Origin of the sequence: Arthrobacter pityocampae (assembly GCF_002927275.1) — a bacterium.
Taxonomy (GTDB): Bacteria; Actinomycetota; Actinomycetes; order Actinomycetales; family Micrococcaceae; genus Arthrobacter_D; species Arthrobacter_D pityocampae.
In genome coordinates, this window is record NZ_PRKW01000002.1 from 529,805 (window position 1) to 555,800 (window position 25,996).

A 25,996-nucleotide genomic window follows, 5' to 3' on the forward strand; every position below is an offset into this window, starting at 1 on the left:
CCGCCCGCGGAAAGCCGCCGGAGCGGCCGGTCCCGCAGTGCCCGACATCACCGTTCGAAGTCCTCGGGCTCCACGTCGGCGAGGAACTCCCGGAACTGGAGGACCTCCTTCTCCGCCGTCTCCTCCGTCCCGCCGTCCTCGGGTTCCCCGTCCGCCTCCGCGATCTCGACGCCGGCCACGGCCAGCACCTCGTCCGCGCAGAAGATGGGGCAGGGGACGCGCAGCGCGACGGCCAGGGCGTCCGAGGCGCGCGAGCCGACCGTCACGCCGTCGTCGAAGACGAGTTCCGCATGGTAGACCGTGTCCTCCACCGAGGTGATGCGCACCTCGGTGATCCGCTTCCCCGCGGCGGCGACGACGTCGACCAGGAGGTCGTGCGTCATGGGCCGGGGAGGGACGATCCCCTGCTGGACGAAGGCGATGGCGCTGGCTTCGGGAGCGCCGATCCAGATGGGCAGGTGCCGCTCCCCCGCGCTCTCGCGCAGGAGGACCAGCGGCTGGTTGGACGGCAGTTCGATCCTCACGCCGACCACTTCTACTTCGATCACGGGTTGGCCGCCTAACTGTCCATCCGGGCTATGTGGCTGTGCACCAGGGCGCTGTGGAGGCCGAGGCAGAGTTCGCTGATCTCACGCGCGGTCTCCGCGGCCCGGGCCTTCGAGGCGACGTCCCGGCGCGAGGCCAGGGGTGCGACGACGCTCTCCACCAGCCCCAGCTCGCGGTCCGCGGCGGCGCGGAACGGCCGGAGGTGGCGGGGCTCGATGCCGTGGCCCTCGAGCTGCACGCAGGCCTTCGTGACCTTGAGGGCGTGCTCGTCGAACCGGTTGTCCACGGCCGTGATGAGGCCGAAGCTCACGAGGTCGTCGACGAGACGGCGCGGCGCCCCCGCCTCGGCGGCGAGCGTCTCCGCGGTGAGCCGCCGGGCGTGCCCCTGCAGTTCGAGGGAGAGCTGGTCGGAGACGACGCGCGGCGCGAGGGTCATCCCGCCGGGCAGCGACTCCGGGCGCTCGCCGCGGTCGATCGCGTCGACGTAGTCCTTGATCACCTTCAGGGGCAAGTACTGGTCCCGCTGGAGCGCGAGCACGAACCGGAGGCGCTCGACGTCGTGCGCCGCGTACTTCCGGTAACCGGCCCGCGTGCGCTGCGGCGAGATCAGGCCCTTCTCCTCGAGGAACCGGATCTTCGACGCCGTGACCTGGGGGAAGTCCTCGGCCAGCTCACGCAGGACCTCGCCGATGTTGAGGACACCGGCGCCGGGGGATCCGGGGAGGACGCCGGCCGGACGGCGGGCGGGGTGGGAGGCAGGCATGAAGCGGACTATGCCTGCGCTGTCGTGTGCTGGACGCTCTGGCCCGGGACGGTGCGCGCTGCGTAGAAGGTCAGGCGGAACTTGCCGATCTGCACCTCGTTGCCGTTGCGCAGGGCCACGCTGTCCACGCGGTCGTTGTTGACGTACGTGCCGTTGAGGCTGCGTGTGTCGACCACCATGAACCCGTTCCCGGTGCGGCGGAACTCGGCGTGCTGGCGCGAGACCGTCACGTCGTCGAGGAAGATGTCGGCGTTCGGGTGCCGGCCGGCCTTCGTCACGTCCTCGTCGAGCAGGAACCGTGCGCCGGCGTTGGGGCCGGAGTGGGCGATCAGCAGTGCAGAACCCGCGGGCAGGGCCGCGACGGAGGCCTGCTCCTCACGGGTCAGATGCCGTTCCAGTTCGGTCACCTCGACCTGCGGGGGCAGACCGATGGTCGTTGTCTCGGGAGACGTCATGTTCGGATCTTCTCCGTTTCCGGCTGGATTCACGTGGCGCACCATGGTCTTTTCCTCCACCTACTGCACGGCGGGTCGGCGTGATGCCGGCCATACCGTCCCTGCCTTTGCGAGGTGGATCTAGCCTACCTGCTGCGAGTATTCGGCTGAACTCAGCAGGCCCTGGACCACGGCGGGGTCCGCGACCTTGATCTCCAGCAGCCAGCCCTCGCCGTAGGGATCGGAATTGATGAGGGACGGGTCGTCGTCGAGCGCCTCGTTGCGCGCCACGATCTCCCCGGTCACCGGGGCGTAGATGTCGCTGACGCTCTTCGTGGACTCGACCTCGCCGACGACGTCGGATCCGGTGACGCCGGTCCCGGCCTCGGGCATCTGCACGTAGACGACATCCCCGAGGGCATCCTGCGCGAAGTCGGTGATGCCGACGCGGACGGTGCCGTCGACGGCCGGCTCACTGATCCACTCGTGTTCCGCGGTGTAGTAGAGGCCGTCTGGAATGTTGCTCATGGTCGCCTTTCGGACGCGGGATGCAGCAGCGGCCGCGGGAGGCGCCGCCCGGTACAAGTACTGGTCGAGTATAGGCACAACACGCCGCGCCGTGACGCGCCTCTCATCGCACGCGGACGGTGCCGGCAGCGGCGCGGCGAGGGGACGTTCGGCCCTTCTGGGACGCCGGCTGTCAGAGGCAGACTCGTCTGCGGAGACCGACGAAAGGTACGGGCGTGAAGACACTGGTCGTGTACGAATCGATGTTCGGCAGCACCCGGCGGATCGCCGAGGCCGTGGTCGATGCCCTCCGGCCCTCCGGCGACGTCACGGTGGCGATCGCCGCGGAGGCTCCGACGGCGCTGTCCGGGTACGGCCTCGTCGTCGTGGGTGCTCCGACCCACGGGCACACGCTCCCGCAGGAGGCGTCTCGGAAGGAAGCCTCGGCCTGGGCCGAGGACGGCAAGCGTGACCTGGCCCTCGAGGCCGACGCCCTGCGGCCGGGGGTCCGCGAATGGCTGGAGCACGTAGCCCTGTCCGCGCCGGCGCCCCGCTTCGCTGCCTTCTCGACGCGGGCCGACATGCCCCGCATCTTCGCCGGCGACGCCACTGCCGCGATCAGGCGGCGGCTCCACCGGCACCACATCATTCTCGACGCGCACGAGGACTTCCTCGTCGACTCCGACAGTCACCTCCTGCCGGGAGAGCAGCAACGCGCCCACGACTGGGCCCGGACGCTCGTCCCGGTGGCCTCCCGCCGGTGAGTCCCGGGGCCTCCCGCCGGTGATCCCCCGCCGTTGATTCGCCGTTCACCCGGGGCGGCCGGCCGCGGGGCGCCCCTCCAGGTACGCCAGCGCCTCGCCCATGCTCCGCGCGAACACCGCCCCGGGCACCGTCGCCGCGTCGAAGTGGACGCTGCAGTGCAGGCGGCCGGCGTAGGAGACCGCGGCGACGCCGAGGCGGACGTTCGCGGCGAGTACCGCCACCGGCCAGATCGCCGTCACCGGCGCGCCCGCCAGCCGGAGGGGCCGCGTCGGGCCGGGGACGTCGGTCACGAAGCCGGCTACCAGGTGCTGGCTGTGCGCAACACGGTCCAGGATCCGGGCGCCGAGGGGGCCACGCATGAATTCGAGGGTTCCCTGCTGCCGCGCCTGCACCTTCGCGGAGCGGGTGTCGGCGGCGAGAAGGCGCAGGCGTCCGACCGGATCGGGGTCACCGAGCGGCAGGTGCACGAGCATGACCCCCACGTGGTTGCCCGAGACTTCCCGGCGCGGCAGGGCCACCGGGACCGACACCGGCAGGAGGGCCGGGACGTCCTCGCCGGCCGCCGAGAAGACCGCCCGGTAACCCGACGCCACCGCGGAGAGCAGGGCGTCGTTGACGGTGGCACCGACGGATCGCGCGTGCGCCCCCAGGGCCGCGAGGTCGGCGTCGACGAACGCGACCCCGCGGTGCGCGCTGCGCTCGCCCAGGAACAGCGTGGGCCCCACCTCCCGACCCGCGAGGGTCATCCGGATGCGGCGCCAGCCGACGACACCCCGACCGAGGACGCTGCGCACGTCCCGCCGGTGGCCGGCGACGACGGGCGGTCGCCGCGATGCCGCAGGCGCGGAGTCCCCGTCCGGGTCGAAGAGCTGCTGCACGATCGCCACCACCGCCACGCCGTCGGCCAGCGCGTGGTGGACGCGCAGCACCATGCCCACCCCGCTCGCGCTCGCCCCCGGGACCAGCAGCAGCTCCCACAGTGGACGGTCCTGCGGCAGGGGCACGGTCATCAGGTCCCCGCACAGGCGCTCGAGCCCGGCCGGTCCCGCAACGGCATCGACGAGGCGGACGTGGTGGCCGAGCTCCGGCCGCACCTCCACCCAGCGGTGCCGGCGGCCGGTGCCCTCGGCGCGGAGCCGCAGGCGCGGCACCGCCGTGATCCGCTCAGCCAGGGTGGCGCGCAGCGCGGTCAGGTCGGGGACGCCGTCGGCGCCCACGAATCCGCCGGTCCCGAGCACGCCCGCGGCGAGGAACACGTTCACCTGCCCAGCGTGGTCGAGCACGAGGTTGGCCTCGTCGACCGGGGCCAGACGCTCCCCGGCCGCGCTCGGGGTCACCGCGCGGGACCGGAGTGCGCTCCGCGGCCCGCCCCGAGGTGGCGGAGGTACACGAGGAGCGGCACCATGCCGATCACGGCGAGTCCCGCGAAGAGAGGGACCGCTGCGAGGGACGCGAACGGCGTGCCCGGGTCCGCGGTCGCCCCGAACCACTGGTCGGTGGCCACCCCGACACCCTCGAGAACCAGCAGGACGAGCAGCGCCCCGACGACGAGCCGCCCGAGTGGACGATCCGTCCACAGCCACCACGAGCCCACCAGCAGCAGCGGGAGCCAGACGGCGAGGTCCTGCACGAAGACGGGGTTCGTCGTCACGCCCGAACCGTCCAGGAAGGCGGGCGGGGTATCACTGAGCATCGCGGGCACGATCGTCCGCAGCCAGACCAGCGCGTTCAGGACGGCGATGACGAATGCGTAGCCCGCGATGCCCCGTGCCGGCAGGCGCCCGTCGAACCTGGCGTTGAACGCTGCCGGATCGGTCTGTCGCACCAGGGCCGCTGCGGACCAGAGTGCGAGCGAGAGCATCGCCACATAGGCGAGGAACAGGCTGTTGAAGGGGGTGCCGAACAGGAACAGCACGGCCTGGTAGGTGATGTAGGCGAGGGCTCCGAACCACACCACGAGGGCCCGCGCCGAGTCCCTCCGCGCGAAGGACGCCGCGGCGACGAGCAGCGGGACGGCGAGGACCGTCAGCACGAGCGCCGTCCCCCGCAGGGTCCCCTGCGTCACGGCCGGTCCTCCCAGGACCCCCGGGAGGAGGAGGGACCCGGCGGCGGCCACCAGCGTGATGACCGCCAGCGCCGCGGAGAGAGCGTACGCGGCCCCGGGGCGCACCACCGCATCCCCCGCGCTGTCCTGCAGGAGGCCCTGGCCGGGCCGCCGCCCGGAGGGGGTGTCGACGGTACGGGCCGGGGCGCCGGTCCGGCGGGCTCCCCCGGCGACGGCGGGCGGTCACTGCTCATGCGTCGATCCTCACCCGCGCTGCGGCCGCTGCCTAGGGCCGAGAGGCCCCCTACCGGACCCGGAAACACGAAACGCCCTCCCGAAGGAAGGCGTTCCGTGGTCGATGTCGACGGACATCATATGGTCGGGATGACAGGATTTGAACCTGCGACCCCTTGACCCCCAGTCAAGTGCGCTACCAAGCTGCGCCACATCCCGAACGGCCTGTCCAGCAGGCCAAACCACTCGGATAACACTACAGCATTCCGGAGCGGATCAGCACACCGGACGCCGGTCAGCGCTTGCGGCTGCGCTTCTCGCGGACGCGCATGCTGACCTCGATGGGCGTGCCCTCGAAGCCGAACGTCTCGCGCAGGCGGCGCGTGATGAAGCGGCGGTAGCCCGGGTCCAGGAACCCGGTGGTGAACAGCACGAACTTCGGCGGCCGGCTCGAGGCCTGGGTTCCGAAGAGGATGCGGGGCTGCTTCCCGCCGCGCACGGGGTGCGGGTGGGCGGAGACGAGCTCCCCGAGGAACGCGTTGAGGCGGCCCGTCGGGATGCGGCGGTCCCAGGACTCGAGCGCGACGTCGAGGGCCGGCACGAGGCGGTCCTTGTGCCAGCCGGTGAGCGCCGAGATGTTCACGCGCGGGGCCCAGTCCACGTGGGCGAGGTCCTGGTCGATCTCGCGCTCGAGGTAGCGGCGGCGTTCGTCGTCGAGCAGGTCCCACTTGTTGAAGGCCAGCACGATCGCGCGACCGGACTCGATGGCCAGGTTCAGGATGCGGACGTCCTGCTCGCTGAGCACCTCGTCGACGGCGAGGAGCACGACGGCGACCTCCGCCTTCTCGAGGGCGGACTGCGTGCGCAGCGAGGCGTAGAAGTCCGCACCCTGCTGCATGTGGACGCGGCGACGGATGCCCGCGGTGTCCACGAAGCGCCAGGTGCGCCCGCCGAGCTCGATCATCTCGTCCACGGGGTCGCGCGTGGTCCCGGCCAGCGGGTCGACGACGACGCGGTCGGAGCCGGCGAGCTTGTTCAGCAGCGAGGACTTACCCACGTTGGGCCGGCCGATCAGCGCGATGCGGCGGGGGCCGCCGGAGCGCTCGATGCCGCCGTGCTCGGAGAACTCGGGGAGGACGGTGTTGATGTGGTCGAGCATGTCGGCGGTGCCGCGGCCGTGCAGCGCGGATACCGGCCAGGGCTGGCCGAAGCCGAGGCCCCACAGTACCGAGGCGTCGGCCTCGTTCTGGATGTCGTCCACCTTGTTGGCCACGAGGATGACGGGCCTGTTCTTGCGGCGCAGCATACGCACCACGGCCTCGTCGGTCGCGGTGGCCCCGACGGTGGCGTCGACGACGAACAGCACGGCGTCGGCCATGTCGACGGCGATCTCCGCCTGGTCCGCGACGCGCGCGGCGATGCCCTTCGCGTCCTGCTCCCAGCCGCCCGTGTCCACGAGCGTGAAGTTCCGCCCGGACCACTGGGCCGGGTAGGAGACGCGGTCGCGGGTCACGCCGGGGGTGTCCTCGACGACGGCCTCGCGGCGGCCGAGGATGCGGTTGACGAGCGTCGACTTGCCGACGTTCGGGCGGCCGACGATGGCGAGGACCGGGTTCATCCGGCCCTCGGCCTCGTCGTCGAAGTCCTCGTCCTGGCGGTCCAGGAGCGCGGCGTCCTCGTCGTCGAGCTCGTAGTCCTCGAGGCCCGCACGGAGGGAGGCGGCGCGCTGCTCGGCCTCGGCGTCGTCGAGGGTGTCGAGCAGCGCGCCGACCTGGTCCTCGCCGCTCGGCTCGTAGTCCTCGTCCGCTCCGGGGCCCTGCTCCGTCGCTTCCGGCGAAAGGTTCTCGCTCATCTGGTATGTCCTTCGGTTGGTGTTCGCCGTCTCCCGACGGCAATCCTGGTGGGCTCGCGCCCGGAATCCTGTGGTGGTGTCCCGGTACGGGACGGTCAGTGCGCCACCGTGCGCACGATGCCGAGGACGGCCGCGACGGTCTGCTCGAAGTCGAGGTCCGAGGAGTCGAGCGTGACGACGCCGTCCGCCGCCTGGTGGAAGTCGACGACGGTCGAGTCCCGGGCGTCCCGGTCGGTGACCTGCCGCTTCAGCTGGGCGTCGGTCTGCGTGCCGCCGAGCTGGTCCCCGCGGCGGCGCAGGCGCGCCTCCTCGGTCGCGGTGAGGAGGATGCGCACCTCCGCGTCGGGGGCGACGACGGTGGTGATGTCACGCCCCTCGGCGACGATGCGGTGGCCGGCGCCGGCGATCAGCGCGCGCTGGCGCCGGATCAGCTCCGCCCGGGCACCCATGGTGGTCGCCACGGCGCTCACCGCGGCGGAGACCTCGGGCTCGCGGATGGCGGCCGTGACGTCGTCGCCGCCGACGGTCACCGACTCGCGGTCCGGGCTGGTGCTGATGAACAGCTCGATCCCCCGCGCCGCCGCTTCGACCGCGGCGGCGTCCTCGAGGTCGATCCCCTGCGCGACGCAGTGGAGGGTGACGGCGCGGTACATCGCCCCGGTGTCGAGGTACGCGGCACGGAGCCGGCGGGCCACCTCCCGGCTGACGCTCGACTTGCCGGACCCGGAGGGCCCGTCGATGGCGACGACGAGGGACTTGCCGAGCCGGAAGCCGGAGAACGGGCCGGCCGGCGCGGACTCGGGCGCCGTGTCCTGGGGGATGGGCGTCTGCGTGGGGACTGCTGAAACCTGCGTCACTGCACTACCTTCCAGCCCCGCTGCGTGAGGGACTCCGTCAGTTCTTGTCGTTTGCCCGGGAGGACCGAGAGTTCGGCGAGGCCGACCTCCCGTCCGGGAGAGTGCTCGAGGCGGAAGTCCTCGACGTTGATGCCGGTGTGCCCGATCTCCGTCAGGAGCTTCGCGATCTGCCCGGGGACGTCGTCCACGAGCACGGTCAGGCGCGCGAAGGAGTTCGGCGGCGTCCCGTGCTTGCCGGGCACCCGGGCCTGGCCGGCGTTCCCCTCGGACATCAGCTGGGCCATGTCGAGGCGGGAGCCGCCACCGGTCGGGTCCTCGAGGGTCGTGATCAGGCGGTTCAGATCCTCGCGGACGCCGTACAGGATCTCGACGAGACGGCCGGCGTTGGCGGAGAGGATCTGCACCCACAGGCGGGGGTCGCTCGCGGCGATGCGCGTCACGTCCCGCAGGCCGTTGCCCGCGAGCGAGAGCGCCTGCACCGGCGAGTCCTGCAGCCTGCTCGCCACGAGGGAGGAGACCACCTGCGGCAGGTGGGAGATGAGCGCCACGGCCTGGTCGTGCTCCTCGACGGTCATCCGCGCGGGCACCGCCCCGAGATCGACGGCGAGCCGTTCGGCGCAGAGGACGGCCTCGGCGGAACTGTGCGCCCCGCAGAGCACCCAGGGCGCCCCGGTGAACAGCTCCGCGCGGGCCGCGACGGGTCCGGAGGTCTCCCGTCCGGCCATGGGATGCGTCCCGACGTACCGTGACAGGTGCGCCGCGACGCCCGGTGTCGCCTCGAGTTCCTGCAGGATCGCTTCCTTGACGCTGCAGACGTCCAGGACGACGGCGTCCGGGTAGTCCCGGAGCGCGGCCGCCACCACCCGCGCGGTGACGTCGGGGGGCGTCGCGACGACGACAAGCTCCGGCCGCTCCCCCGCGGCCTGCGCCTCGGTGAGGAGCCGGCCCGCCCCGATGTCGCGGGCGACAGCCTCGGTGGAGGGCGAACTGTCGGACAGGACGACGTCGAGCCCGCGGGCTCGAAGGCCCAGCCCGATGCTGGCACCGAGCAGCCCGGCCCCGATGACGAGGACCGGTCCGGTGAGGTGCGTGCCCTGCTCCGTGCGCGAGGTCATGGGCTAGAGGCCCACCGATGCCAGCAGGTGCCCGACCTCCTGGCGTCCGAGCACACGGATGCTGCCCTGACGCTGGTCCCCGACCCGGATGGGCCCGAGCTGGATGCGGACGAGGCGCTCCACGGGGTGCCCGACGGCGTCGAAGAGCCGACGGACCACGCGGTTGCGGCCCGAGTGCAGCACGACCTCGACGAGGATGTGCCCGGGTGTCGAGTCCACGAGCTTGAAGGAGTCGACCTTCGCGAGGCCGTCCTCGAGTTCGATGCCCGCCTTCATCTGCGCGCCGATGCCCTGGCCCATCGGGCCGCGGACCTGCACGAGGTAGGTCTTCGGGACCTCGTAGGAGGGGTGGGTGAGGCGGTTGGTGAGTTCGCCGTCGTTCGTGAGCAGGAGTAGACCCTCGGTCTCGGCGTCGAGTCGGCCCACGTGGAAGAGCCGCTCGTTCTTGTTCTTGTTCTTGAGGAAGTCGCTGATGCACGGCCGGCCCTCGGGGTCCTCCATCGTGGAGACGACGCCGCGGGGCTTGTTGAAGACGTAGTACTTGAGGTTCTCGTCGAGCTGCAGGCGGATGCCGTCCACGTGGATGGCCACCTGCGCGGGGTCGACGCGGACGCCGAGCTCGGTGACCAAGGTGCCGTCCACCTCCACGCGACCGTCGAGGATCATCTCCTCGCAGACGCGACGGGAGGCGACGCCGGCGAGGGCCATGACCTTCTGCAGGCGGACACCCTCCGGGTTGTGGACGTCGACCTCGTCGGCGGGACGGCTGGACCGCTTGGGCCTGGCGGGGCGCACGGGCCCGAGGTCCTGCCCGAAGCGCTCACGCCCGAACGGCTTGGCCCCGGCCGGCTTCTGCCGCGCGGCGCCCTTCTGCTCGCCGCGTCCGCCGGGCGCACCCGGACGGCCGGGCTTGCCGCCGGCGCGGCCTCCGGACTTGGCGCCGAAGCGGCTCGACCCGGTGGCTGCGGAGGGGCGACCCGCGGCCGACCGCGCACGGCCGTCGGCGGATTCACGACGGTCACCCGCACCGGAGGGGCGTCCCTCGGAGGAGCGGGCGTCGCCCCGCGAGGGGCGCGCGTCGTTCCGGGGAGAGCCCGTGTCGTCCCGCGAGGGGCGGGCTGCGCCCGGACGGCCACCGCGATCGGAGCGCTCCTGGAAGGGGCGGCCCTCACCGGAGCGTCCGCCGCCCTGCGCCGAGCCGGTCCGGGGTGCGGACTTCCTGGCACGGGCAGCGTCGGATGGGCGCCCGGCCGACCCGCCGCGGCGCGGCGTATTGCGTCCGGAACCGGATCCTGGCTGCTGTGTCATGGTGAAAGTCCTTCTCGTCGGTCGTGCTCAGTACGTCGTTTCGTCATACTCCCCCAGGCTCTCGAGGCCCGGCAGATGGGGAGCGATCCGGGGCAGTTCGTCGACGCTGCCCAGCCCCAATCTTTCCAGAAACAGGGTGGTGGTCCCGTGAAGGACGGCACCGGTCTCCGGCTCGGTCTCGAGCTCGGCCACCAGCCCGCGCTGCAGCAGCGTGCGGACCACGGAGTCGACATTGACGCCCCGGATCGCGGATACCCGGGCCCGGGACACGGGCTGGCGGTACGCGATGACTGCCAGGGTCTCGAGCGCCGCCTGGGACAGGCGGGCCGATTGGCCGTCGAGCACGAAGTCTGCGACGACGGACGCGAAGTGCTTCCGCGAGAAGATGCGCCACCCGCCGGCGATGTTCCTGAGTTCGAAACCGCGCGGCGCAGGATGTCCGGCGCCCTGGGAGCCTGACCCAGTATAGCCGTCATACTCCTGCTGCAGGTCCATCAGCACCGCGTGCACCGCGTCGTCCGGCCGGTCGAGGGCCGCGGCGACCTGCTCGCCGGTCACGGGACGGTCCGCGACCATGAGGATCGCCTCGACCGCCGCCCGCAGTCCACCGGGCAGGTCCTCGACGGGAATGCCCTCCCCGTCGGGTGCCGTCTCCCCGTTCATGCCGCGCCCCTCTCGTCGTCCGCATCGGCATCAGTATCCGTATCCGTATCAGTATCCGTATCGGCCGCGTCCGCGTCCGCACCGATCGCGGCCGCGCCGACCGCCGCCCGGCCGGGCTCGGCCGTCCATCGCACCAGGAGCTCGGACAGGGGTGCCGCCTGGTCGAAGGAGATGGCGCCGTCCCGGAACAGCTCCAGCAGGGCGAGGAATCGCACCACGAGCACCAGCCGGGAGGCGGCGTCCTCCGTGAGGCGCCGGAAGGACAGCGCGCCCCGGCCCTGGAGGAGCTCCTGCAGGAGGAGCGTCTGCTCGCGCATGCTGACCGCCGCTGCGTGCAGGTGCCCGATGCCCACCCGGGCGGGCTGTTCTTCGCGCGGCGCGAGCACCTTCGCGGCGACGGCCGCGAAGTCGTCGGGTGAGGAACGCCAGACGAGCTCCGGGAGCAGACGCGTGAAGCGTGGCTCGAGCGGCACGTCCCGCGGATGCCGTGCATCCTCCTCCTCGAGGCGGGCCGCGAGGTGCCGGGCCATCTCCTTGAAGGCCCGGTACTGCAGGAGCCGGGCGAACAGCAGGTCGCGGGCCTCGAGGAGTGCGACGTCCTCGGCGTCCTCGACGGCGCCGGCCGGCAGCAGGCGGGCGGCCTTGAGGTCCAGGAGGGTCGCGGCGACCACGAGGAACTCGCTCGCCTCGTCGAGTTCGAACTCCCCGTCGGCCGCCTGCAGGCGCCGGATGTGGGCGATGAACTCGTCCGTGACCTGGGCCAGGGCGATCTCCGTGATGTCGAGTTCGCGCCGGGAGATGAGGTTCAGCAGCAGGTCGAAGGGCCCGCTGAAGTTGGTCAGCTGCACCTCGAAGACCTGGCGTGCTCCGGCGTCCGCCGGTGTCCCGGCCACCGGGGCGGCCGCCACGGGGGCCACCCTAGCGGGACCGGGGGGATCCGGAGGGGGAGGGCACTAGGGCGCTCCGCCCCTGCTGATGAGCTCCTTGGCGAGACGGCGGTAGGCGTCGGCGCCGGAGTGGTTGGCCGCGTAGGAGGTGATGGGCTCGGCCGCCACGGTCGCGTCGGCGAACTTGATGGTCCGCTTGATGACGGTCTCGAAGACCTTGTCGCCGAAGGCCTCGACGAGGCGGGCGATGACCTCGCGGCTGTGGAGCGTGCGGGCGTCGTACATGGTCGCGAGGACGCCGTCGATCTGCAGCCGCGGGTTCAGGCGGTCCTGCACCTTCTCGATGGTCTCGACCAGCAGGGCCACGGCGCGCAGCGCGAAGAACTCGCAGATCAGCGGGATGATGACGCCGTGCGCCGCGGTGAGGGCGTTCACGGTGAGCAGACCGAGCGAGGGCTGGCAATCGATCAGGATGACGTCGTAGTCGTCCGAGACCTTGCGCAGCGCGCGGTCGAGGACCTGCTCGCGCGCCACCTCGTTGACCAGCTGCACCTCGGCGGCGGAGAGGTCGATGTTGGCCGGCAGCAGGTCGATGTTCTCGATCGCGGTGTGCTGGATGGCGTCCTGGATGGAGACCTTGCGGTCCATGAGGACGTTGTAGACCGTGACGTCGAGCTCGTGCGGGTTGGTGCCGAGGCCGGCGGAGAGCGCGCCCTGCGGATCGAAGTCCACCAGCAGCACCTTGCGGCCCGCCTCGGCGAGCGCGGCGCCGAGGTTGATGGTGGACGTCGTCTTGCCCACACCGCCCTTCTGGTTCACCATCGCGATGACCCTCGCCGGGCCGTGCGAATCCAGGACCCGCGGCTCCGGGAACTCCGTCACAGGGCGGCCGGTCGGGCCCAGGTCCAGGTCCGCCGTGCTGGGCAGGGTCGCTGAACCCTGTTCGCTACTCACGTATGTCTCCACGCTTCCATCGATGTCGGGGCAGGTCGGCCGGTGATCGCCCAGGGCCGCGTCCCTCCAGGTCTGTTTCTCTAGGTCAACGGTACAACGCCGAGCGCGGCCTCCGTGAAGATCGACGTCGGACCTCGACGAGCCTTGATCCTCGACCTGAGGTCGAACCTTGGCCGGGAACGGTGGTCCGCCCTCGGGGAACGACGACGGCGACGGCCGGGGATGCCCGGTCCGTCGCCGTCGGTCCTGCGCGTGCGGTTCCAGCGTGCACGGTTCCTGCAGGGCAGGCGTCCCCCGCCGTGGGTCAGCGCATGGTCGGTGCGCTGACGGCGGCGTCGGTCTCGACGGCCGAGCTCCGTTCGACGGAATCGACGGCGGTGTCGTCGTTCTCGAAGCGGTGGTCGGTGCTCATGGTCGCCTCGTCGAAGGGCTCGCGGCCCTCGAGGACCTCGTCCACCCGGGCGCGGTCGATCTCCCGGGTCCACGTGCCGATGAGGACGGTCGCGACGGCGTTGCCCGTGAAGTTCGTCAGCGCGCGGGCCTCGGACATGAAGCGGTCGATGCCCACGATGAGGCCGACGCCGTCGACCAGGTCGGGGCGGTGCGACTGCAGGCCGCCGGCGAGGGTGGCCAGACCGGCGCCGGTGACGCCCGCGGCGCCCTTGGACGCGATGATCATGAAGACGAGCAGCGAGATCTGCTCGCCGAGGGCCAGCGGCTTGCCCATCGCCTCGGCGACGAACAGGGCGGCCATCGTCAGGTAGATCGCGGTGCCGTCGAGGTTGAACGAGTACCCGGTGGGCACGGTGACCCCGACCACCGGCTTGGAGACGCCGAGGTGCTCCATCTTCGCGATCAGGCGGGGCAGGGCCGCCTCGGAGGAGGAGGTGCTGAAGATCAGCAGGTATTCGCGGCCCAGGTACTTCATGAGCTTGAAGATGCTCACGCCGGTGACGAGCTTCAGCAGGCCGCCCAGGATGACCACGATGAACAGGATGCAGGTGATGTAGAACGCGATCATGAGGGTGGCCATGCTGATGATCGCCTGCACGCCGGTCTCACCGACGACGGCGGCGATGGCGCCGAAGGCACCGATCGGCGCGAGCCACATGATCATGACGAGGATGCGGAAGACGAGTGCCTGGATGTGCCCGATGCCGCGGAGGATGGGCTTGCCGGCCGGCCCCATCTTCTGCAGCGCGAAGCCGACGAGGAGCGCGACGAACAGCGTCTGGAGGATGCTGGGGCCGGTCAGTGCGGACAGCAGCGTCGTCGGGATGATGCTGAGCAGGAAGCCGACCGTCCCGCCCTCGCCGCCCTCGGCGGCCTCGGGCACCGCGTAGGTGGACGACGAGATGTCCAGGCCCTCACCGGGCTGGATGAGGTTGCCGACGACGAGCCCGATGGCGAGCGCGAACGTGGACATGAGCATGAAGTAGCCGAGGGCCAACCCGCCCACCTTGCCGACGGTCGCTGCCTTGGCGATCGAGCCGACCCCGAGCACGATGGTGCAGAAGATGATCGGGGCGATCATCATCTTGATGAGGCTGATGAACCCGGTGCCGAGGGGCTTGAGGGCCTTCGCGAATTCCGGGGCGACGAGTCCGAGGACCGCCCCGAGGATCACGGCCGCGATGACGGCGATGTAGAGGAAATGGGTCTTGTCGACCCGCTTGCGGGGTTGTGCTGGTCCGCTGTCGGACCGCGCTGGCGCCATAGCCATGCTGTTCTCCCTTGGTGTCGGCCGCCCGGCGGCGCCCGCGGGGAAGGTCGTTCTTCGTCCGCGGGTCTCGAGCCAGGAAGCGTAGTGTTGAGTCGTCCTGCCTCATCGTGCCATCGCGAGTGACCCGGATCACGATTGCGTTCATACTGGTCATGGTCGTGCGGAAGTGGGGTCGGAGTCGGAAGGAGCGGGATCGCGGCGTGCGTCGATGGAGCCTCGCCCGGCAATTCTTCCTCGCCCAGCTCGTCTTCGTCGTCGTCCTCTCGGCGTCCTTGTCGGTGATCCTGTACCTCGACGCCGCCCGGGGCGTGAACGACGCCGCGGCGGAGCGGATGGTGGCGGTCTCCACGTCGATCGCCCTCGAACCGGCGGTCCTCGACGCCGTCCGGGGCCCGGACCCCTCGGCGACCCTCCAGCCCTACGCGGTGGAGGTGATGGACCGCCTGGGGGTCGACTTCATCACCATCATGGCGACCGACCGCACCCGCTTCACGCACCGCAACCCCGACGAGATCGGCAGGCCCTACCTCGGGTCCGTGGCGGAAGCCCTGGCCGGGACCACCCACTCGGAGACGTACGCCGGGACCCTCGGCCCGTCCATCCGTGCGATCGTGCCCGTGGTGGACGACGCCGGGACGGTGCGGGCCATGGTCGCCTCGGGCATCACCGTGGACCGCGCCGCCATCGCGCGGAACGCGCAGCTCCCGCTCGTCGCGTTCATCGCCCTGGGCGCGCTGGCGCTCGGCGCCCTCGCCTCGTTCCTGCTCAGCCGCCGCCTCCGGGACGCGACGCTGGGCATGGGTCCGGCCGAGCTCTCCCGCACGTTCGTGTTCTACGACTCGGTGCTCCACTCCGTGCGGGAGGGGCTGCTCCTGACGGATGCCGCGGGGCGCCTGGTGCTCTACAACGATCAGGCGGCCCGGCTCCTCGGACTCGACGGGTCGCAGGAGCCCGTCCCGGCGTCGGACCTGGCCGTGCCGCCGTCGCTGCGGGACCTGCTCGCGTCGGGCCGCCGGGCGTTGGACGAGGTGCACCTCACCGACACCCGCGTCCTGGTGGTCAACCAGGAGCCCGCCGTCCCGCCGGCTCCCCCGGGCCGCCCGCCCCAGGCGCAGGGCGCCCTCGGCACCGTGACCACCCTGCGCGACCACACCGAGATCGATGCCCTGACGGGGCAGGTCGAGACCATGCGGACCCTGACGGACGCGCTGCGCTCGCAGACGCACGAGCACGCGAACCGCCTGCACACCATCGTGTCGCTGGTGGAACTGGGCCGGGGCGCCGATGCCGTGGACTTCGCGACCCGGGACCTGCAGCAGTCGCAGCGGCTCACGGACGAGGTGGTGGCGGCCGTCGACGAGCCTTTCGTCGCGGCGCTCCTGGTCGGCAAGGCGGCCCAGGCCAACGAGCGCGGCATCGAGCTGACCTGGGAGATCGACCCCGCCGCGCAGGCCGGTTCCCTCGACCTGGTGGACCTCGTCACGATCGTCGGGAACCTCCTCGACAATGCGTTCGACGAGGCCAGCCGCTCCGGGGAACCGCACGTCCGCCTCACGGTGCGGCGCGTGGACGGACAGGCGCCGGCGCTGGAGGTCGTGGTGGAGGACAACGGCCACGGCCTGCCCGATTCCGAGAAGGCGAGGATCTTCGACTTCGGCTACAGCACGAAGCCCCCGCACGCGGCGGCGGGCGGGGCGTCGGCGGGGCGCGGCATCGGCCTCGCCCTCGTCCGCCAGGCGGTCCGGCGCTTCGCCGGGTCCATCGAGGTGACGGACACTGACGACGGCGGGGCGCGGTTCACCGTCCGGCTGCCGGTCGCGACGGCGGGGACCGGCAGCAGGGTCGGCGCATGAGAGCCATCCGTGTCCTGGTGGTGGAGGACGATCCGCTCGCCGCGGACGCGCACGCCGAGTACGTCCGCCGCCTCGACGGGTTCGAGCTCGCCGGTGTGGCCCGGAGCGGCGGGGAGCTCGCGGCCTTCCTCGAGCTGGCCGGCGAGGAGCCGGGACGCGGCGGGGCCGCCGTGGACCTCATCCTGCTCGACATGAACCTGCCGGACGCGCACGGACTGGACATCATCCGCCGGCTCCGCGGGCTCGGCCTGCCCGTGGACATCATCGCGATCACCGCCGTCCGGGACCTGCAGGTGGTGCGCTCGGCGATCTCCTCCGGGATCGTGCAGTACCTCATCAAACCGTTCACCTTCTCCGCGTTCCGGGAGAAGCTCGACGCCTACCGCGAGTTCCGCCGGAACCTCGTGGAGCAGGCCACGGCCACCACGCAGGAGGAGGTGGACCAGGCCTTCGCCTCGCTCCGTCCCGCCACGGTGACGGCTCTGCCGAAAGGCTTGTCCGCGGAGACGCTGCGCGCGGTCTCGGGTGTCCTGAAGCAGCGGCACGAGCCCACCTCGGCCGTGGAGGTGTCCGAGGCCCTGTCCATGTCCCGTGTGACGGCGCGGCGGTACCTCGAGTACCTCGCCGAGCGGCGGTCGGCCCTCAGGACACCGCGCTACGGGACCCGCGGGCGGCCCGAGTTCGAGTACACCTGGGCCCGGACACCGCCGGAGCGCTAGCGCGGGTCACCCGGCGGTCGAGGGGCGCAGCAGCGGCTCCAGGGCGTCGAGCACCGAGGGGTCCTCGATGGTGGACGGCACGGCGTACGCGGTGCCCGCCGCCATCTGCCGCATCGTCTTGCGCAGGATCTTGCCGGACCGCGTCTTCGGCAGTGCCTCGACGACGACGGCGGAGCGGAAATCGGCCACGGGACCGATCGTGCTGCGGACCATCGCCACGAGCTCGGCCTCGAGCGTCGCCGGGTCGAGGTCGGTCCCCGCCTTGAGGACCACGTAGCCGCTCGCCCGCTGTCCCTTGACCGGGTCCTGCAGCCCGAGCACGGCGCACTCGGCGACGGCGGGGTGCTGGGCGATGACCTGCTCGATCGCGCCGGTGGAGAGCCGGTGGCCGGCGACGTTGATGACGTCGTCGGTGCGGCCCATCACGAACAGGTAGCCGTCCTCGTCGACGTAGCCGGAGTCGCCGCTCGTGTAGAAGCCCTCGAAGTCGGCGAGGTAGGCGTCCCGGTAGCGGTCGTCGCTCCCCCACAGGGTGGTCAGCGTGCCGGGAGGGAGCGGGAGGCGGAGGGCGATGCTCCCCTCGCTCCCGGCGGGCACCGGGGACCCGCCGGGATCGAGGATGACGACGTCGTACCCGGGTGAGGCCAGCGACGGTGAGCCGGCCTTCAGCGGCACACCGCCCAGCCCGCGCGGATTCGCGCAGATGGGCCACCCGGTCTCCGTCTGCCACCAGTTGTCGACGACGGGCACGCCGAGGACGTCCCCGATCCACTGTGAGGTCCCGGTGTCGAGCCGCTCGCCGGCCGAGAAGAGCGTCTGCAGGGAGGAGAGGTCGTGGGCCCGCACGGCGGCGCCGGTGGGGTCCGCCCGCCGGATGGACCGCAGCGCGGTGGGCGCGGTGAACAGGGCCTTCACGCGATGCTGTTCGATGAGCCGGCCGAAGGCCCCGGCGTCGGGGGTGCCCACGGGCTTGCCCTCGTACAGGACCGTTGTGGCGCCGGCCAGGAGCGGACCGTAGACGATGTAGGAGTGCCCCACCACCCAGCCGACGTCGGACGCCGTCAGCATCGTCTCCCCGGGGCCCACGTCGAAGATCGCCCGCATGGACCAGGTGAGCGCGACGGCGTGCCCGCCGTTGTCGCGCACCACGCCCTTCGGGGATCCCGTGGTGCCGGAGGTGTAGAGGATGTAGAGCGGGTCGGTGGCGGCGACCTCCACCGGGGGGACGGCCTCGGCAGTGGCTACGGCCTCGTCCCAGTCCAGCCACCGCGTCCCGGGCTCCTGGTACCCGGCCACCCCGTGGCCGAAGCCGTCCCGGGCCTTGACGACGACGGGCGTCCCCGCGGCGTCGGCGAGCGCGAGCGCCTCCTGGACCGCGGGGAGGTACTCGACGCGCCGGGCGGGTTCGATGCCGCCGTCCGCGGTCACGATCGCCGAGGGCCGCGCGTCCCTGAGGCGGGCGGCGAGTTCGGCGGGGGCGAACCCGCCGAAGACCACGGAGTGGACGGCGCCGATCCGCGCGCACGCGAGCATGGCGACGGCGGCCTCGGGGATCATCGGGAGGTAGACGAGGACGCGGTCGCCCTTGGTGACGCCGAGGCGTGCGAGGACGCCCGCGAAGACGGCGACCTCGTCGCGGAGCTCCGCGTACGTGAGGGTGCGGCGGGTGTCGAGCATCGCGGAGTCGTAGACGAGGGCCGGCTGATCGCCCCGGCCGGCGTCGACGTGGCGGTCGAGCGCGTTGTAGCTGGTGTTGAGGCTCGCCCCCGGGAACCACCGGTACAGGGGTGCATCCGATCCGTCCACGGCCATCGACGGCGGGCGGATCCAGTCCACCGCGGCCGCGGCCCCGAGCCAGAACCGCTCCGGGTCCGCGAGGCTCTCCGCGTGGAGGCGTCGGTAGTCGTCCCCGGGAAACACCGTGTGTCCGGCATCGTGTCCGGCATCGTGTTCAGCAGCCATGGTCGCCCCTCGTCGCGCGTGGTCGGTGAGGACCAGTATTCACCATGCCGGGTTGTATACACAGGATTGGATGCGATCGGCCGAACACCGAGGATTCTTGTACCCAAACCACTTCGTGTATACATTGAAGACTGGAATGTTCCGTAAAAGCGGACACCGTCGGCACCAGCGGGACCTAGGGGAGGAGACGGGGATGCGGGCCAGTGATCGCGCCTACGCCCTCCTGCGCTCGGACATCGTCGAGTGGCGGCTGTCCCCGGGCGACCTCCTGGCGGAGGTGGAGCAGTCGGCGCGGCTCGGCGTCTCACGGACCCCCCTGCGCGAAGCGCTGGCCCGGCTCGTGGCCGAGGGCCTCGCCAGCCCGCACGCTGGACGCGGCGTCGTCGTCTCCTCGATCTCCCTGGCGGCCGTCGCCGATCTCTTCGACGTCCGCTTGCCCCTCGAATGCGCCGCCGTCCGCCGCGCCGCCGTGCGGGGCGACCGCGCGGTCTTCGCCGCGCTCGCCGGCGAGTTCGCCCGTGCCGGGCGGCTCATCGGGGACGACGACGGCGGGCAGGACGCCTACTACGCCCTCGTGGCGCGGCTGGACCAGGCGATCGACGACGCGGCCGGGAACCCGTATCTGCTGCAGGCCCAGAAACCGATCCGCACCCATCTGGCGCGGATCCGGCGGCTGGCCCGGGACCATCCACCGCGACTCCTGGCCTCGGCCCGCGAACACGAGCAGATCGCCCTCGCCCTGGGCGCGGGCAACCCGGACCTCGCGGAGGCCTCGATGCGCGTGCACCTGCACACCAGCCTCCAGCACCTGCTCACCCCGGGTCCGCCCCGGACCTGACCCGGCCCTGGACCCCCTGTGAACCAGCCCTGCACCAGCCCTTGACCCAGCCCCTGAACCAACCCTTGAACCAGTCCCGCAGCACCGAGAGGAACACCATGGTCGAACTCCACCCCGTCCGCGTCCACCGCAGCGAGGAGAACCTCCCCCGGGAGGGCCAGCTCGCCTGGAAGATCGCCGAGGTCGCCACCGATCCGGTCGAGGTCACGCCCGAGGTCACCGACATGGTGATCAACCGGATCATCGACAACGCCTCCGTCGCCATCGCGTCGCTGAACCGCGCGCCCGTCGTCGCCGCCCGCGCGCAGGCGCTGAGCCACCCGGTCTCCGCGCACGGCGCGGGCGCCGCCGTCTTCGGTGTCGACTCCCCCGTGTCCGCCGAGTGGGCCGCCTGGGCCAACGGCGTGGCAGTGCGCGAACTCGACTACCACGACACGTTCCTCGCCGCGGACTACTCGCACCCGGGCGACAACATCCCGCCCATCCTCGCCGCGGCGCAGCACACCGGAGCCTCGGGCCGGGACCTGGTCCGGGCGATCGCCACGGGCTACGAGATCCAGGTGGACCTCGTCAAGGCCATCTGCCTGCACGAGCACAAGATCGACCACGTGGCGCACCTCGGCCCGTCCGCCGCGGCGGGCATCGGCACGCTGCTCGGCCTCGACTCCGGCGTCATCTTCCACGCCGTCGGGCAGGCACTGCACACCACGACGGCGACGCGCCAGTCCCGCAAGGGCGAGATCTCCACCTGGAAGGCCCACGCCCCGGCGTTCGCCGGGAAGATGGCGGTCGAGGCCGTCGATCGCGCCATGCGCGGCCAGACCTCCCCCACCCCCATCTACGAGGGCGAGGACGGCGTGATCGCCTGGCTGCTGGACGGGCCGCAGGCCGCCTACGAGGTGCCCCTGCCCGCACCGGACGAGCCGAAGCGCGCCATCCTCGACACCTACACGAAGGAGCACTCCGCCGAGTACCAGGCCCAGGCGTGGATCGACCTCGCCCGCCGCCTCCACGGCTCGCACCCCGAGGCCACGGACCCGGAGAACGTCGTCTCCGTCGTCATCCACACCTCCCACCACACCCACTACGTGATCGGCTCCGGAGCCAACGACCCGCAGAAGTACGATCCCACGGCCTCCCGGGAGACGCTCGACCACTCGATCCCGTACATCTTCACCGTCGCCCTGCAGGACGGACGCTGGCACCACGAGGACTCCTACGCCCCCGAACGGGCCGCACGCGCCGACACCGTCGCGCTGTGGCAGAAGGTCACGACGCTCGAGGATCCCGAGTGGACGCGCCGCTACCACTCCCTGGACATCGCGGAGAAGGCCTTCGGCGGGCGCGTGGAGATCACGCTCACGGACGGGACGGTCATCATCGACGAGATCGCCGTGGCGGACGCCCACCCCCTCGGCGCCCGGCCGTTCGCGCGTGCCGACTACGTCGCCAAGCTGCGCATGCTCGCCGCGGGCACCGTCGACGACGCCGAACTGGACCGCTTCCTCGCCGCCGTGGAGCAGTTGCCGGACCTGCCGGCCGGCTCGTTGGGGCAGCTCAACATCCTCGCCCGCCCGGGCGTCATCGATGCGGCGTCCGCGCCGCAGGGACTCCTCTAGGACGCGGCCGTGCTGTATTCGAGTATTCCTCCCGAGCAGAAGCGCCGGGCGTTCCGGGACGGGCTCGCGTCCGGGCGTATCCAGCAGTTCCCGGGTGCCTTCAACCCGCTCTCGGCCCGCCTCATCGAGGACAAGGGCTTCGACGGCGTGTACATCTCCGGGGCGGTCATCGCCGCCGATCTCGGCCTGCCGGACATCGGCCTCACGACGCTGACGGAGGTCGCACACCGCGCCGGGCAGATCGCGCGCATGACCGACCTGCCGTGCATCGTCGACGCCGACACAGGCTTCGGCGAGCCGATGAATGTGGCCCGCAGCGTCCAGGAACTCGAGAACGCAGGGCTCGCGGGCTGCCACATCGAGGACCAGTTCAACCCCAAGCGCTGCGGGCACCTGGACGGGAAGAACGTCGTCGACCTCGACACGGCCGTGCAGCGGATCCGGGCCGCCGCCGACGCCCGCCGGGACCCGAACTTCCTCATCATGGCGCGCACCGACATCCGCGGCACGGACACCCTGGAGGCCGCCTGCGAGCGGTCGCGGGCCCTCGTCGAGGCGGGCGCGGACGCCATCTTCCCCGAGGCCATGAGGAGCCTCGAGGAATTCCGCGCCATCCGCGACGCCGTGGACGTGCCGATCCTCGCCAACATGACCGAGTTCGGCAAGAGCGAGCTCTTCACCGTCGAGCAGCTGCAGGAGGTCGGTGTGACCATGGTGATCTACCCCGTCACGCTGCTGCGCAGTGCGATGGGCGCCGCCGAGCGTACGCTGGACTCGATCAGGACGCAGGGGACGCAGGAGTCGGCCGTGGAACACATGCAGACGCGGAGCCGGCTCTACGAGCTGGTGGACTACGAGGGCTACAACCGCTTCGACTCCTCCGTGTTCAATTTCGAGATTCCCGGTGGCCGCCCGTCGGGCGCCACCGGGTCCGCACGATCGACTGCACAGGAGGACGACGCGTGACAGAACCACAGATCCACAAGGGGCTCGCGGGAGTCGTGGTGGACACCACCGCGGTCTCGAAGGTCAATCCGGACACCAATTCGCTCCTGTACCGGGGCTACCCGGTGCAGGAACTCGCCGGACACCGCGACGTCGAGGACGTCGCCTATCTGCTGTGGAACGGCGAGCTGCCGACCCCCGAGGAGCGGACGCGGTTCGACGCCTTCGAGCGCGCGCACCGGGCCCTCCCGGAGCAGGTGGTCGCGGCGATCGACCTGCTGCCCCTGACGGCCCACCCCATGGACGTGGCACGGACGGCCGTCTCCGTGCTGGGCGCCTGCCACCCGCTGGCACACGACAGCTCGGTCGAGGCGAACATGGAGAAGGCCGCCACCCTCTTCGCGGTGTTCCCCGCCGTGGTCGCCTACGACCAGCGCCGCCGCCGCGGGCAGGCCCGCGTGGAGCCCCGCGACGACCTCGGCTACTCCGCGAACTTCCTATGGATGACCTTCGGCGAGGAGGCGCCCGCCGAGGTGGTGCACGCGTTCGACGTCTCGATGGTCCTGTACGCGGAGCACTCCTTCAACGCGTCGACGTTCACGGCGCGGGTCATCACCTCCACCCTCTCGGACCTGCACTCCGCCGTGACCGGCGCGATCGGCGCCCTCAAGGGGCCCCTGCACGGCGGGGCGAACGAGGCCGTCATGCACACCTTCGAGGAGATCGGCATCCGCGAGGACGAGTCCGCCGAGGAGGCGGCCGCCCGCGCGAAGGCCTGGATGGAGGAGGCCCTGGCCTCGAAGAAGAAGGTCATGGGCTTCGGCCACCGCGTGTACAAGAACGGTGACTCCCGTGTCCCCACCATGAAGTCCGCGCTCGACGCCATGATCGCCTACTACGGCCGCAGCGAGATCCTGGGACTGTACACGGGCCTCGAGACGGCGATGGACGAGGCCAAGGGCATCAAGCCAAACCTCGACTACCCGGCCGGGCCCACCTACCACCTCATGGGCTTCGACACGGAGATGTTCACCCCGCTGTTCATCGCCGCGCGCATCACCGGCTGGACCGCGCACATCATGGAGCAGACGGCCGCCAACTCGCTCATCCGCCCGCTGAGCGTCTACAACGGGCCCGACGAGCGGCACGTCGAGGGCTGAGACCGGGGCCCGGCGCCGTCGGAATCAGTCGACGACGACGCCGGTCACGCTCTCGTTGTCGTCGGACATCACGACCGTGGCGTGGACCGGCCGGCCCGCGAGGAGCCCCGGCACCCAGTGCGGCGCGTCCTGCCACATGTCCTGCCAGGGGATGGCGTCCACGCCGTACCAGCGCGGTTCGATCTCCTCGCAGGCGACGGCCGTGGCGTTCCCGGCCTCGGCCGTGAACAGGGATGCCGCCATGTTCCAGGCGGGCCGGGCCGGGAACTGCCACGTGATCGAGCCGGCAGCGCGCACCTCCGCGGGCACGAGGCCGATGCCGCTCTCCTCGGCGACCTCGCGCACCGCTGCGTCCAGGTCCGTCTCCGCGCCGTCGATCTTCCCGCCGAGGGCCACCACCCGTCCGGTGCCGAACCCGGTGCGCTTGAGGCCGAGCAGCACCTGCCGGTCGCCGTGGATCCGGTCGGCGGCCCCGCTGTCGTCGCCGCCCCGGAAGAGGAAGCACAGGACCACCCGCCGGTACTCGACGCCGTCGATGCTCACCCACTCGCCGGCGGGGGCCGGGTCTGCCTCCTGCCCCGACGCCACCGCCTCAGGCAAGGGCCCGCGGGTGCGCGGCCGCATACACCTCCCGCAGCGTGTCGGCGGTGACGAGCGTGTAGACCTGCGTGGTGGTGACCGAGGCGTGGCCGAGGAGTTCCTGCACCACACGGACGTCCGCCCCGCCCTCGAGCAGGTGGGTGGCGAAGGAGTGCCGGAGGGTGTGCGGGGAGACCTCACGCGTGACCCCGGCGCGGTCGGCCGCGGTCTTGAGGATGGTCCAGGCGCTCTGGCGGCTGAGGCGCCCTCCGCGCATGTTGAGGAACAGGGCGGGGCTGCCCGAGCCCTTCGCGGCCAGGCCCGGCCGGCCCTGCACGAGGTACGCGTCGACGGCGCGCGCGGCGTAGGACCCGACGGGGACGAGGCGCTCCTTGGACCCCTTGCCGGTGAGCCGGACGACGGCGGGCCCGTCCGAGGCGTCGTGCACGGAGACGTCGTCGACGTCCAGCCCCACGGCCTCGCTGATCCTGGCCCCGGTCGAGTACAGGAACTCGAGCAGGGCGCGGTCCCGTCGGCCCGACGGTGATCCGGTGTCGACGGCCTCGAGGATCCGCACCACCTCGGGTACGGGGATGGCTTTCGGCAGGCGACGCCCGGCCAGGGGCGGGTGCACGTCGCGGGCCGGGTCCCCCTCGGTGATGCCCTCCAGGGCCCAGAACCGGTGCAGGCCCCGCACCGCGACGACGGTCCGTGCGGCGGACCTCGGGCTCAGGGGTGACTGCCCGTCCTCCCCGGACACGACGGCCTGCGCGAAGGCGGAGACGTCATGGCGGGTGATCCGCGCGGCGTCGTCCACGCCCCGGGACCCGAGGAACGCCTCGTACCGCCGTAGGTCGCGCCGGTAGGCCGCGAGCGTGTTGGCCGCCAGGCCCCGCTCCACGGACATGTGCTGCAGGTAGTCGCGGACCAGGACGGTCAACGGTCCGTCCTCGCCCGCGGGTGCCGTCCCCGGCATGATCGTCAGTCCCCGAGCACCGCACCGCGCGGCCAGGCGGAGTGCTGGCTGGGGTGCTCGGGCCACGGGGTGGACGCGGGACGGAGGCCGGCGAAGCCGGTCTCGCGGGCCACCCGCGCTGCGAGGATCGCGGCGGCCGCGGACGGGCTGTGGATGCGCCCGTCGAGGACTGCCTCCACGGCGGCGTCGAGGTCCACCCACTTCAGCTCGATCTCGGCTTCCTCGTGGGTCCGCGTGTGCCGGTCCGCCGCGGGCACGTCCCCGATGTCACGGGCCAGGTACACGCGCAGCGCCTCCGAGGAGGATCCCGGCGAGAGGAAGAGGTCCACGAGGACGTCCCAGCGCGCTGCGGTGAGGTCGGCTTCCTCCGCGAGCTCGCGGGCCGCGGCGTCGACGAAGTCCTCGCCCTCCTCGTCGAGGAGACCGGCGGGGATCTCCCACAGCGCCATGCGGACCGGGTGCCGGTACTGGCGCAGCAGGAGGACGCGGCCGTCGTCATCGAGCACGAGGACGGCGACCGCCCCCGGGTGCCGGATGAAGTCCCGGGTGATGGCCTCGCCGTCCTCGGTCAGCGTGAACCGCTCGCTGACGACATCCCACACCCGCCCCTCGTAGACCGTGGTGGTCCCGAGGAGCCGGCGTGGGCTCTGCTCGTCGCCGAAGCCGGCGTCGCCGGTCCCCGTGGGCTGCACG

At 71.8% G+C, this 25,996-nt stretch carries 25 protein-coding genes and 1 tRNA gene; 7 read left to right on the top strand and 19 right to left on the bottom strand.

Going from position 1 to position 25,996, the window contains the following annotated elements:
* Positions 1 to 47: 47 nt before the first annotated feature.
* The 4 genes from C4K88_RS06300 to gcvH all read right to left on the bottom strand — a co-directional run bounded on the left by C4K88_RS06300 (position 48) and on the right by gcvH (position 2,271).
* On the bottom strand, positions 48 to 548 hold the full coding sequence (locus C4K88_RS06300) for a bifunctional nuclease family protein (RefSeq protein ID WP_104120753.1): 501 nt from the start codon (positions 546 to 548) through the stop codon (positions 48 to 50).
* A gap of 11 nt (positions 549 to 559) precedes the next feature.
* Positions 560 to 1,309, bottom strand: coding sequence for a transcriptional regulator FtsR (ftsR, locus tag C4K88_RS06305; protein WP_104120754.1), 750 nt, complete (start codon positions 1,307 to 1,309; stop codon positions 560 to 562).
* 8 nt (positions 1,310 to 1,317) lie between these two features.
* Entirely contained in the window at positions 1,318 to 1,809 is a 492-nt protein-coding gene (locus C4K88_RS06310; protein ID WP_104120755.1) for an FHA domain-containing protein, read from the bottom strand.
* 75 nt (positions 1,810 to 1,884) lie between these two features.
* Complete coding sequence (gene gcvH / locus C4K88_RS06315) at positions 1,885 to 2,271, bottom strand: glycine cleavage system protein GcvH (protein ID WP_104120756.1); 387 nt, start codon at positions 2,269 to 2,271, stop codon at positions 1,885 to 1,887.
* Positions 2,272 to 2,486: 215 nt separating this feature from the next.
* Here gcvH and C4K88_RS06320 point away from each other — a divergent pair, with 215 nt between their 5' ends.
* The gene (locus tag C4K88_RS06320; protein WP_241521734.1) at positions 2,487 to 3,014 is read left to right on the top strand and encodes a flavodoxin family protein; all 528 of its coding nucleotides are present in this window, start codon (positions 2,487 to 2,489) and stop codon (positions 3,012 to 3,014) included.
* A 45-nt stretch (positions 3,015 to 3,059) separates the two neighbouring features.
* On the opposite strand, the gene C4K88_RS06325 is transcribed toward C4K88_RS06320, so the two are convergent.
* The 11 genes from C4K88_RS06325 to C4K88_RS06375 all read right to left on the bottom strand — a co-directional run bounded on the left by C4K88_RS06325 (position 3,060) and on the right by C4K88_RS06375 (position 14,646).
* Entirely contained in the window at positions 3,060 to 4,352 is a 1,293-nt protein-coding gene (locus C4K88_RS06325; RefSeq protein ID WP_241521735.1) for a wax ester/triacylglycerol synthase domain-containing protein, read from the bottom strand.
* The gene (locus C4K88_RS06330; protein ID WP_146065632.1) at positions 4,349 to 5,185 is read right to left on the bottom strand and encodes a hypothetical protein; all 837 of its coding nucleotides are present in this window, start codon (positions 5,183 to 5,185) and stop codon (positions 4,349 to 4,351) included. Before C4K88_RS06330 ends, C4K88_RS06325 begins: the two co-directional genes overlap by 4 nt.
* 250 nt (positions 5,186 to 5,435) lie before the next feature.
* Positions 5,436 to 5,512: transfer RNA gene (locus C4K88_RS06335), tRNA-Pro, on the bottom strand.
* Positions 5,513 to 5,588: 76 nt separating this feature from the next.
* Complete coding sequence (der, locus tag C4K88_RS06340) at positions 5,589 to 7,145, bottom strand: ribosome biogenesis GTPase Der (protein WP_104120758.1); 1,557 nt, start codon at positions 7,143 to 7,145, stop codon at positions 5,589 to 5,591.
* 95 nt (positions 7,146 to 7,240) lie between these two features.
* Positions 7,241 to 7,966, bottom strand: a complete 726-nt coding sequence (gene cmk, locus C4K88_RS06345; RefSeq protein ID WP_104120834.1) for a (d)CMP kinase — start codon at positions 7,964 to 7,966, stop codon at positions 7,241 to 7,243.
* Positions 7,967 to 7,998: 32 nt separating this feature from the next.
* Positions 7,999 to 9,117: a prephenate dehydrogenase gene (locus tag C4K88_RS06350; RefSeq protein ID WP_104120759.1), complete on the bottom strand. Its 1,119-nt coding sequence runs from the start codon at positions 9,115 to 9,117 to the stop codon at positions 7,999 to 8,001.
* Between the two features lie 3 nt (positions 9,118 to 9,120).
* A complete protein-coding gene (locus C4K88_RS06355; protein WP_104120760.1) occupies positions 9,121 to 10,425 on the bottom strand; it encodes a pseudouridine synthase in 1,305 nt (434 codons plus the stop codon).
* A gap of 27 nt (positions 10,426 to 10,452) precedes the next feature.
* Positions 10,453 to 11,088, bottom strand: a complete 636-nt coding sequence (gene scpB, locus C4K88_RS06360) for an SMC-Scp complex subunit ScpB (protein WP_104120761.1) — start codon at positions 11,086 to 11,088, stop codon at positions 10,453 to 10,455.
* The gene (locus tag C4K88_RS06365; RefSeq protein WP_241521736.1) at positions 11,085 to 11,996 is read right to left on the bottom strand and encodes a segregation and condensation protein A; all 912 of its coding nucleotides are present in this window, start codon (positions 11,994 to 11,996) and stop codon (positions 11,085 to 11,087) included. Before C4K88_RS06365 ends, scpB begins: the two co-directional genes overlap by 4 nt.
* Before the next feature lie 45 nt (positions 11,997 to 12,041).
* Entirely contained in the window at positions 12,042 to 12,929 is an 888-nt protein-coding gene (locus tag C4K88_RS06370) for a ParA family protein (RefSeq protein ID WP_104120835.1), read from the bottom strand.
* Between the two features lie 304 nt (positions 12,930 to 13,233).
* On the bottom strand, positions 13,234 to 14,646 hold the full coding sequence (locus tag C4K88_RS06375) for a cation:dicarboxylate symporter family transporter (RefSeq protein ID WP_104120763.1): 1,413 nt from the start codon (positions 14,644 to 14,646) through the stop codon (positions 13,234 to 13,236).
* A gap of 206 nt (positions 14,647 to 14,852) precedes the next feature.
* Between C4K88_RS06375 and C4K88_RS06380 the strand changes: the two genes are divergently transcribed.
* Positions 14,853 to 16,505, top strand: coding sequence for a sensor histidine kinase (locus C4K88_RS06380; protein ID WP_104120764.1), 1,653 nt, complete (start codon positions 14,853 to 14,855; stop codon positions 16,503 to 16,505).
* Positions 16,502 to 17,224, top strand: a complete 723-nt coding sequence (locus C4K88_RS06385; RefSeq protein ID WP_104120765.1) for a response regulator — start codon at positions 16,502 to 16,504, stop codon at positions 17,222 to 17,224. The genes C4K88_RS06380 and C4K88_RS06385 overlap by 4 nt, the downstream gene beginning before the upstream one ends.
* Before the next feature lie 6 nt (positions 17,225 to 17,230).
* Here the strand turns inward: C4K88_RS06385 and C4K88_RS06390 are convergent, their stop codons facing one another.
* Positions 17,231 to 19,186, bottom strand: coding sequence for an AMP-binding protein (locus C4K88_RS06390; protein WP_104120766.1), 1,956 nt, complete (start codon positions 19,184 to 19,186; stop codon positions 17,231 to 17,233).
* A 193-nt stretch (positions 19,187 to 19,379) separates the two neighbouring features.
* On the opposite strand from C4K88_RS06390, the gene C4K88_RS06395 reads away from it, so the two are divergent.
* The 4 genes from C4K88_RS06395 (at position 19,380) to C4K88_RS06410 (ending at position 23,748) form a co-directional block, all read left to right on the top strand.
* On the top strand, positions 19,380 to 20,024 hold the full coding sequence (locus C4K88_RS06395) for a GntR family transcriptional regulator (protein ID WP_104120767.1): 645 nt from the start codon (positions 19,380 to 19,382) through the stop codon (positions 20,022 to 20,024).
* Between the two features lie 98 nt (positions 20,025 to 20,122).
* Positions 20,123 to 21,643, top strand: a complete 1,521-nt coding sequence (locus C4K88_RS06400; protein ID WP_104120768.1) for an MmgE/PrpD family protein — start codon at positions 20,123 to 20,125, stop codon at positions 21,641 to 21,643.
* Positions 21,644 to 21,652: 9 nt separating this feature from the next.
* Positions 21,653 to 22,609, top strand: coding sequence for a methylisocitrate lyase (prpB, locus tag C4K88_RS06405; protein ID WP_104120769.1), 957 nt, complete (start codon positions 21,653 to 21,655; stop codon positions 22,607 to 22,609).
* Positions 22,606 to 23,748, top strand: coding sequence for a bifunctional 2-methylcitrate synthase/citrate synthase (locus C4K88_RS06410; RefSeq protein ID WP_104120770.1), 1,143 nt, complete (start codon positions 22,606 to 22,608; stop codon positions 23,746 to 23,748). The genes prpB and C4K88_RS06410 overlap by 4 nt, the downstream gene beginning before the upstream one ends.
* 24 nt (positions 23,749 to 23,772) lie before the next feature.
* Here C4K88_RS06410 and C4K88_RS06415 read toward each other — a convergent pair whose 3' ends face one another.
* Genes C4K88_RS06415 through C4K88_RS06425 form a run of 3 tightly spaced genes read right to left on the bottom strand, consistent with a single transcriptional unit; the run spans position 23,773 to position 25,995 of the window.
* Complete coding sequence (locus C4K88_RS06415; protein WP_167398980.1) at positions 23,773 to 24,336, bottom strand: 8-oxo-dGTP diphosphatase; 564 nt, start codon at positions 24,334 to 24,336, stop codon at positions 23,773 to 23,775.
* Between the two features lie 4 nt (positions 24,337 to 24,340).
* Positions 24,341 to 25,303 carry a site-specific tyrosine recombinase XerD gene (gene xerD, locus C4K88_RS06420; protein WP_104120772.1) on the bottom strand — a complete coding sequence of 321 codons (963 nt, stop codon included), beginning with the start codon at positions 25,301 to 25,303 and terminating at the stop codon, positions 24,341 to 24,343.
* A gap of 5 nt (positions 25,304 to 25,308) precedes the next feature.
* Complete coding sequence (locus C4K88_RS06425) at positions 25,309 to 25,995, bottom strand: NUDIX domain-containing protein (protein ID WP_104120773.1); 687 nt, start codon at positions 25,993 to 25,995, stop codon at positions 25,309 to 25,311.
* Between the last annotated feature and the right edge of the window lies 1 nt (position 25,996).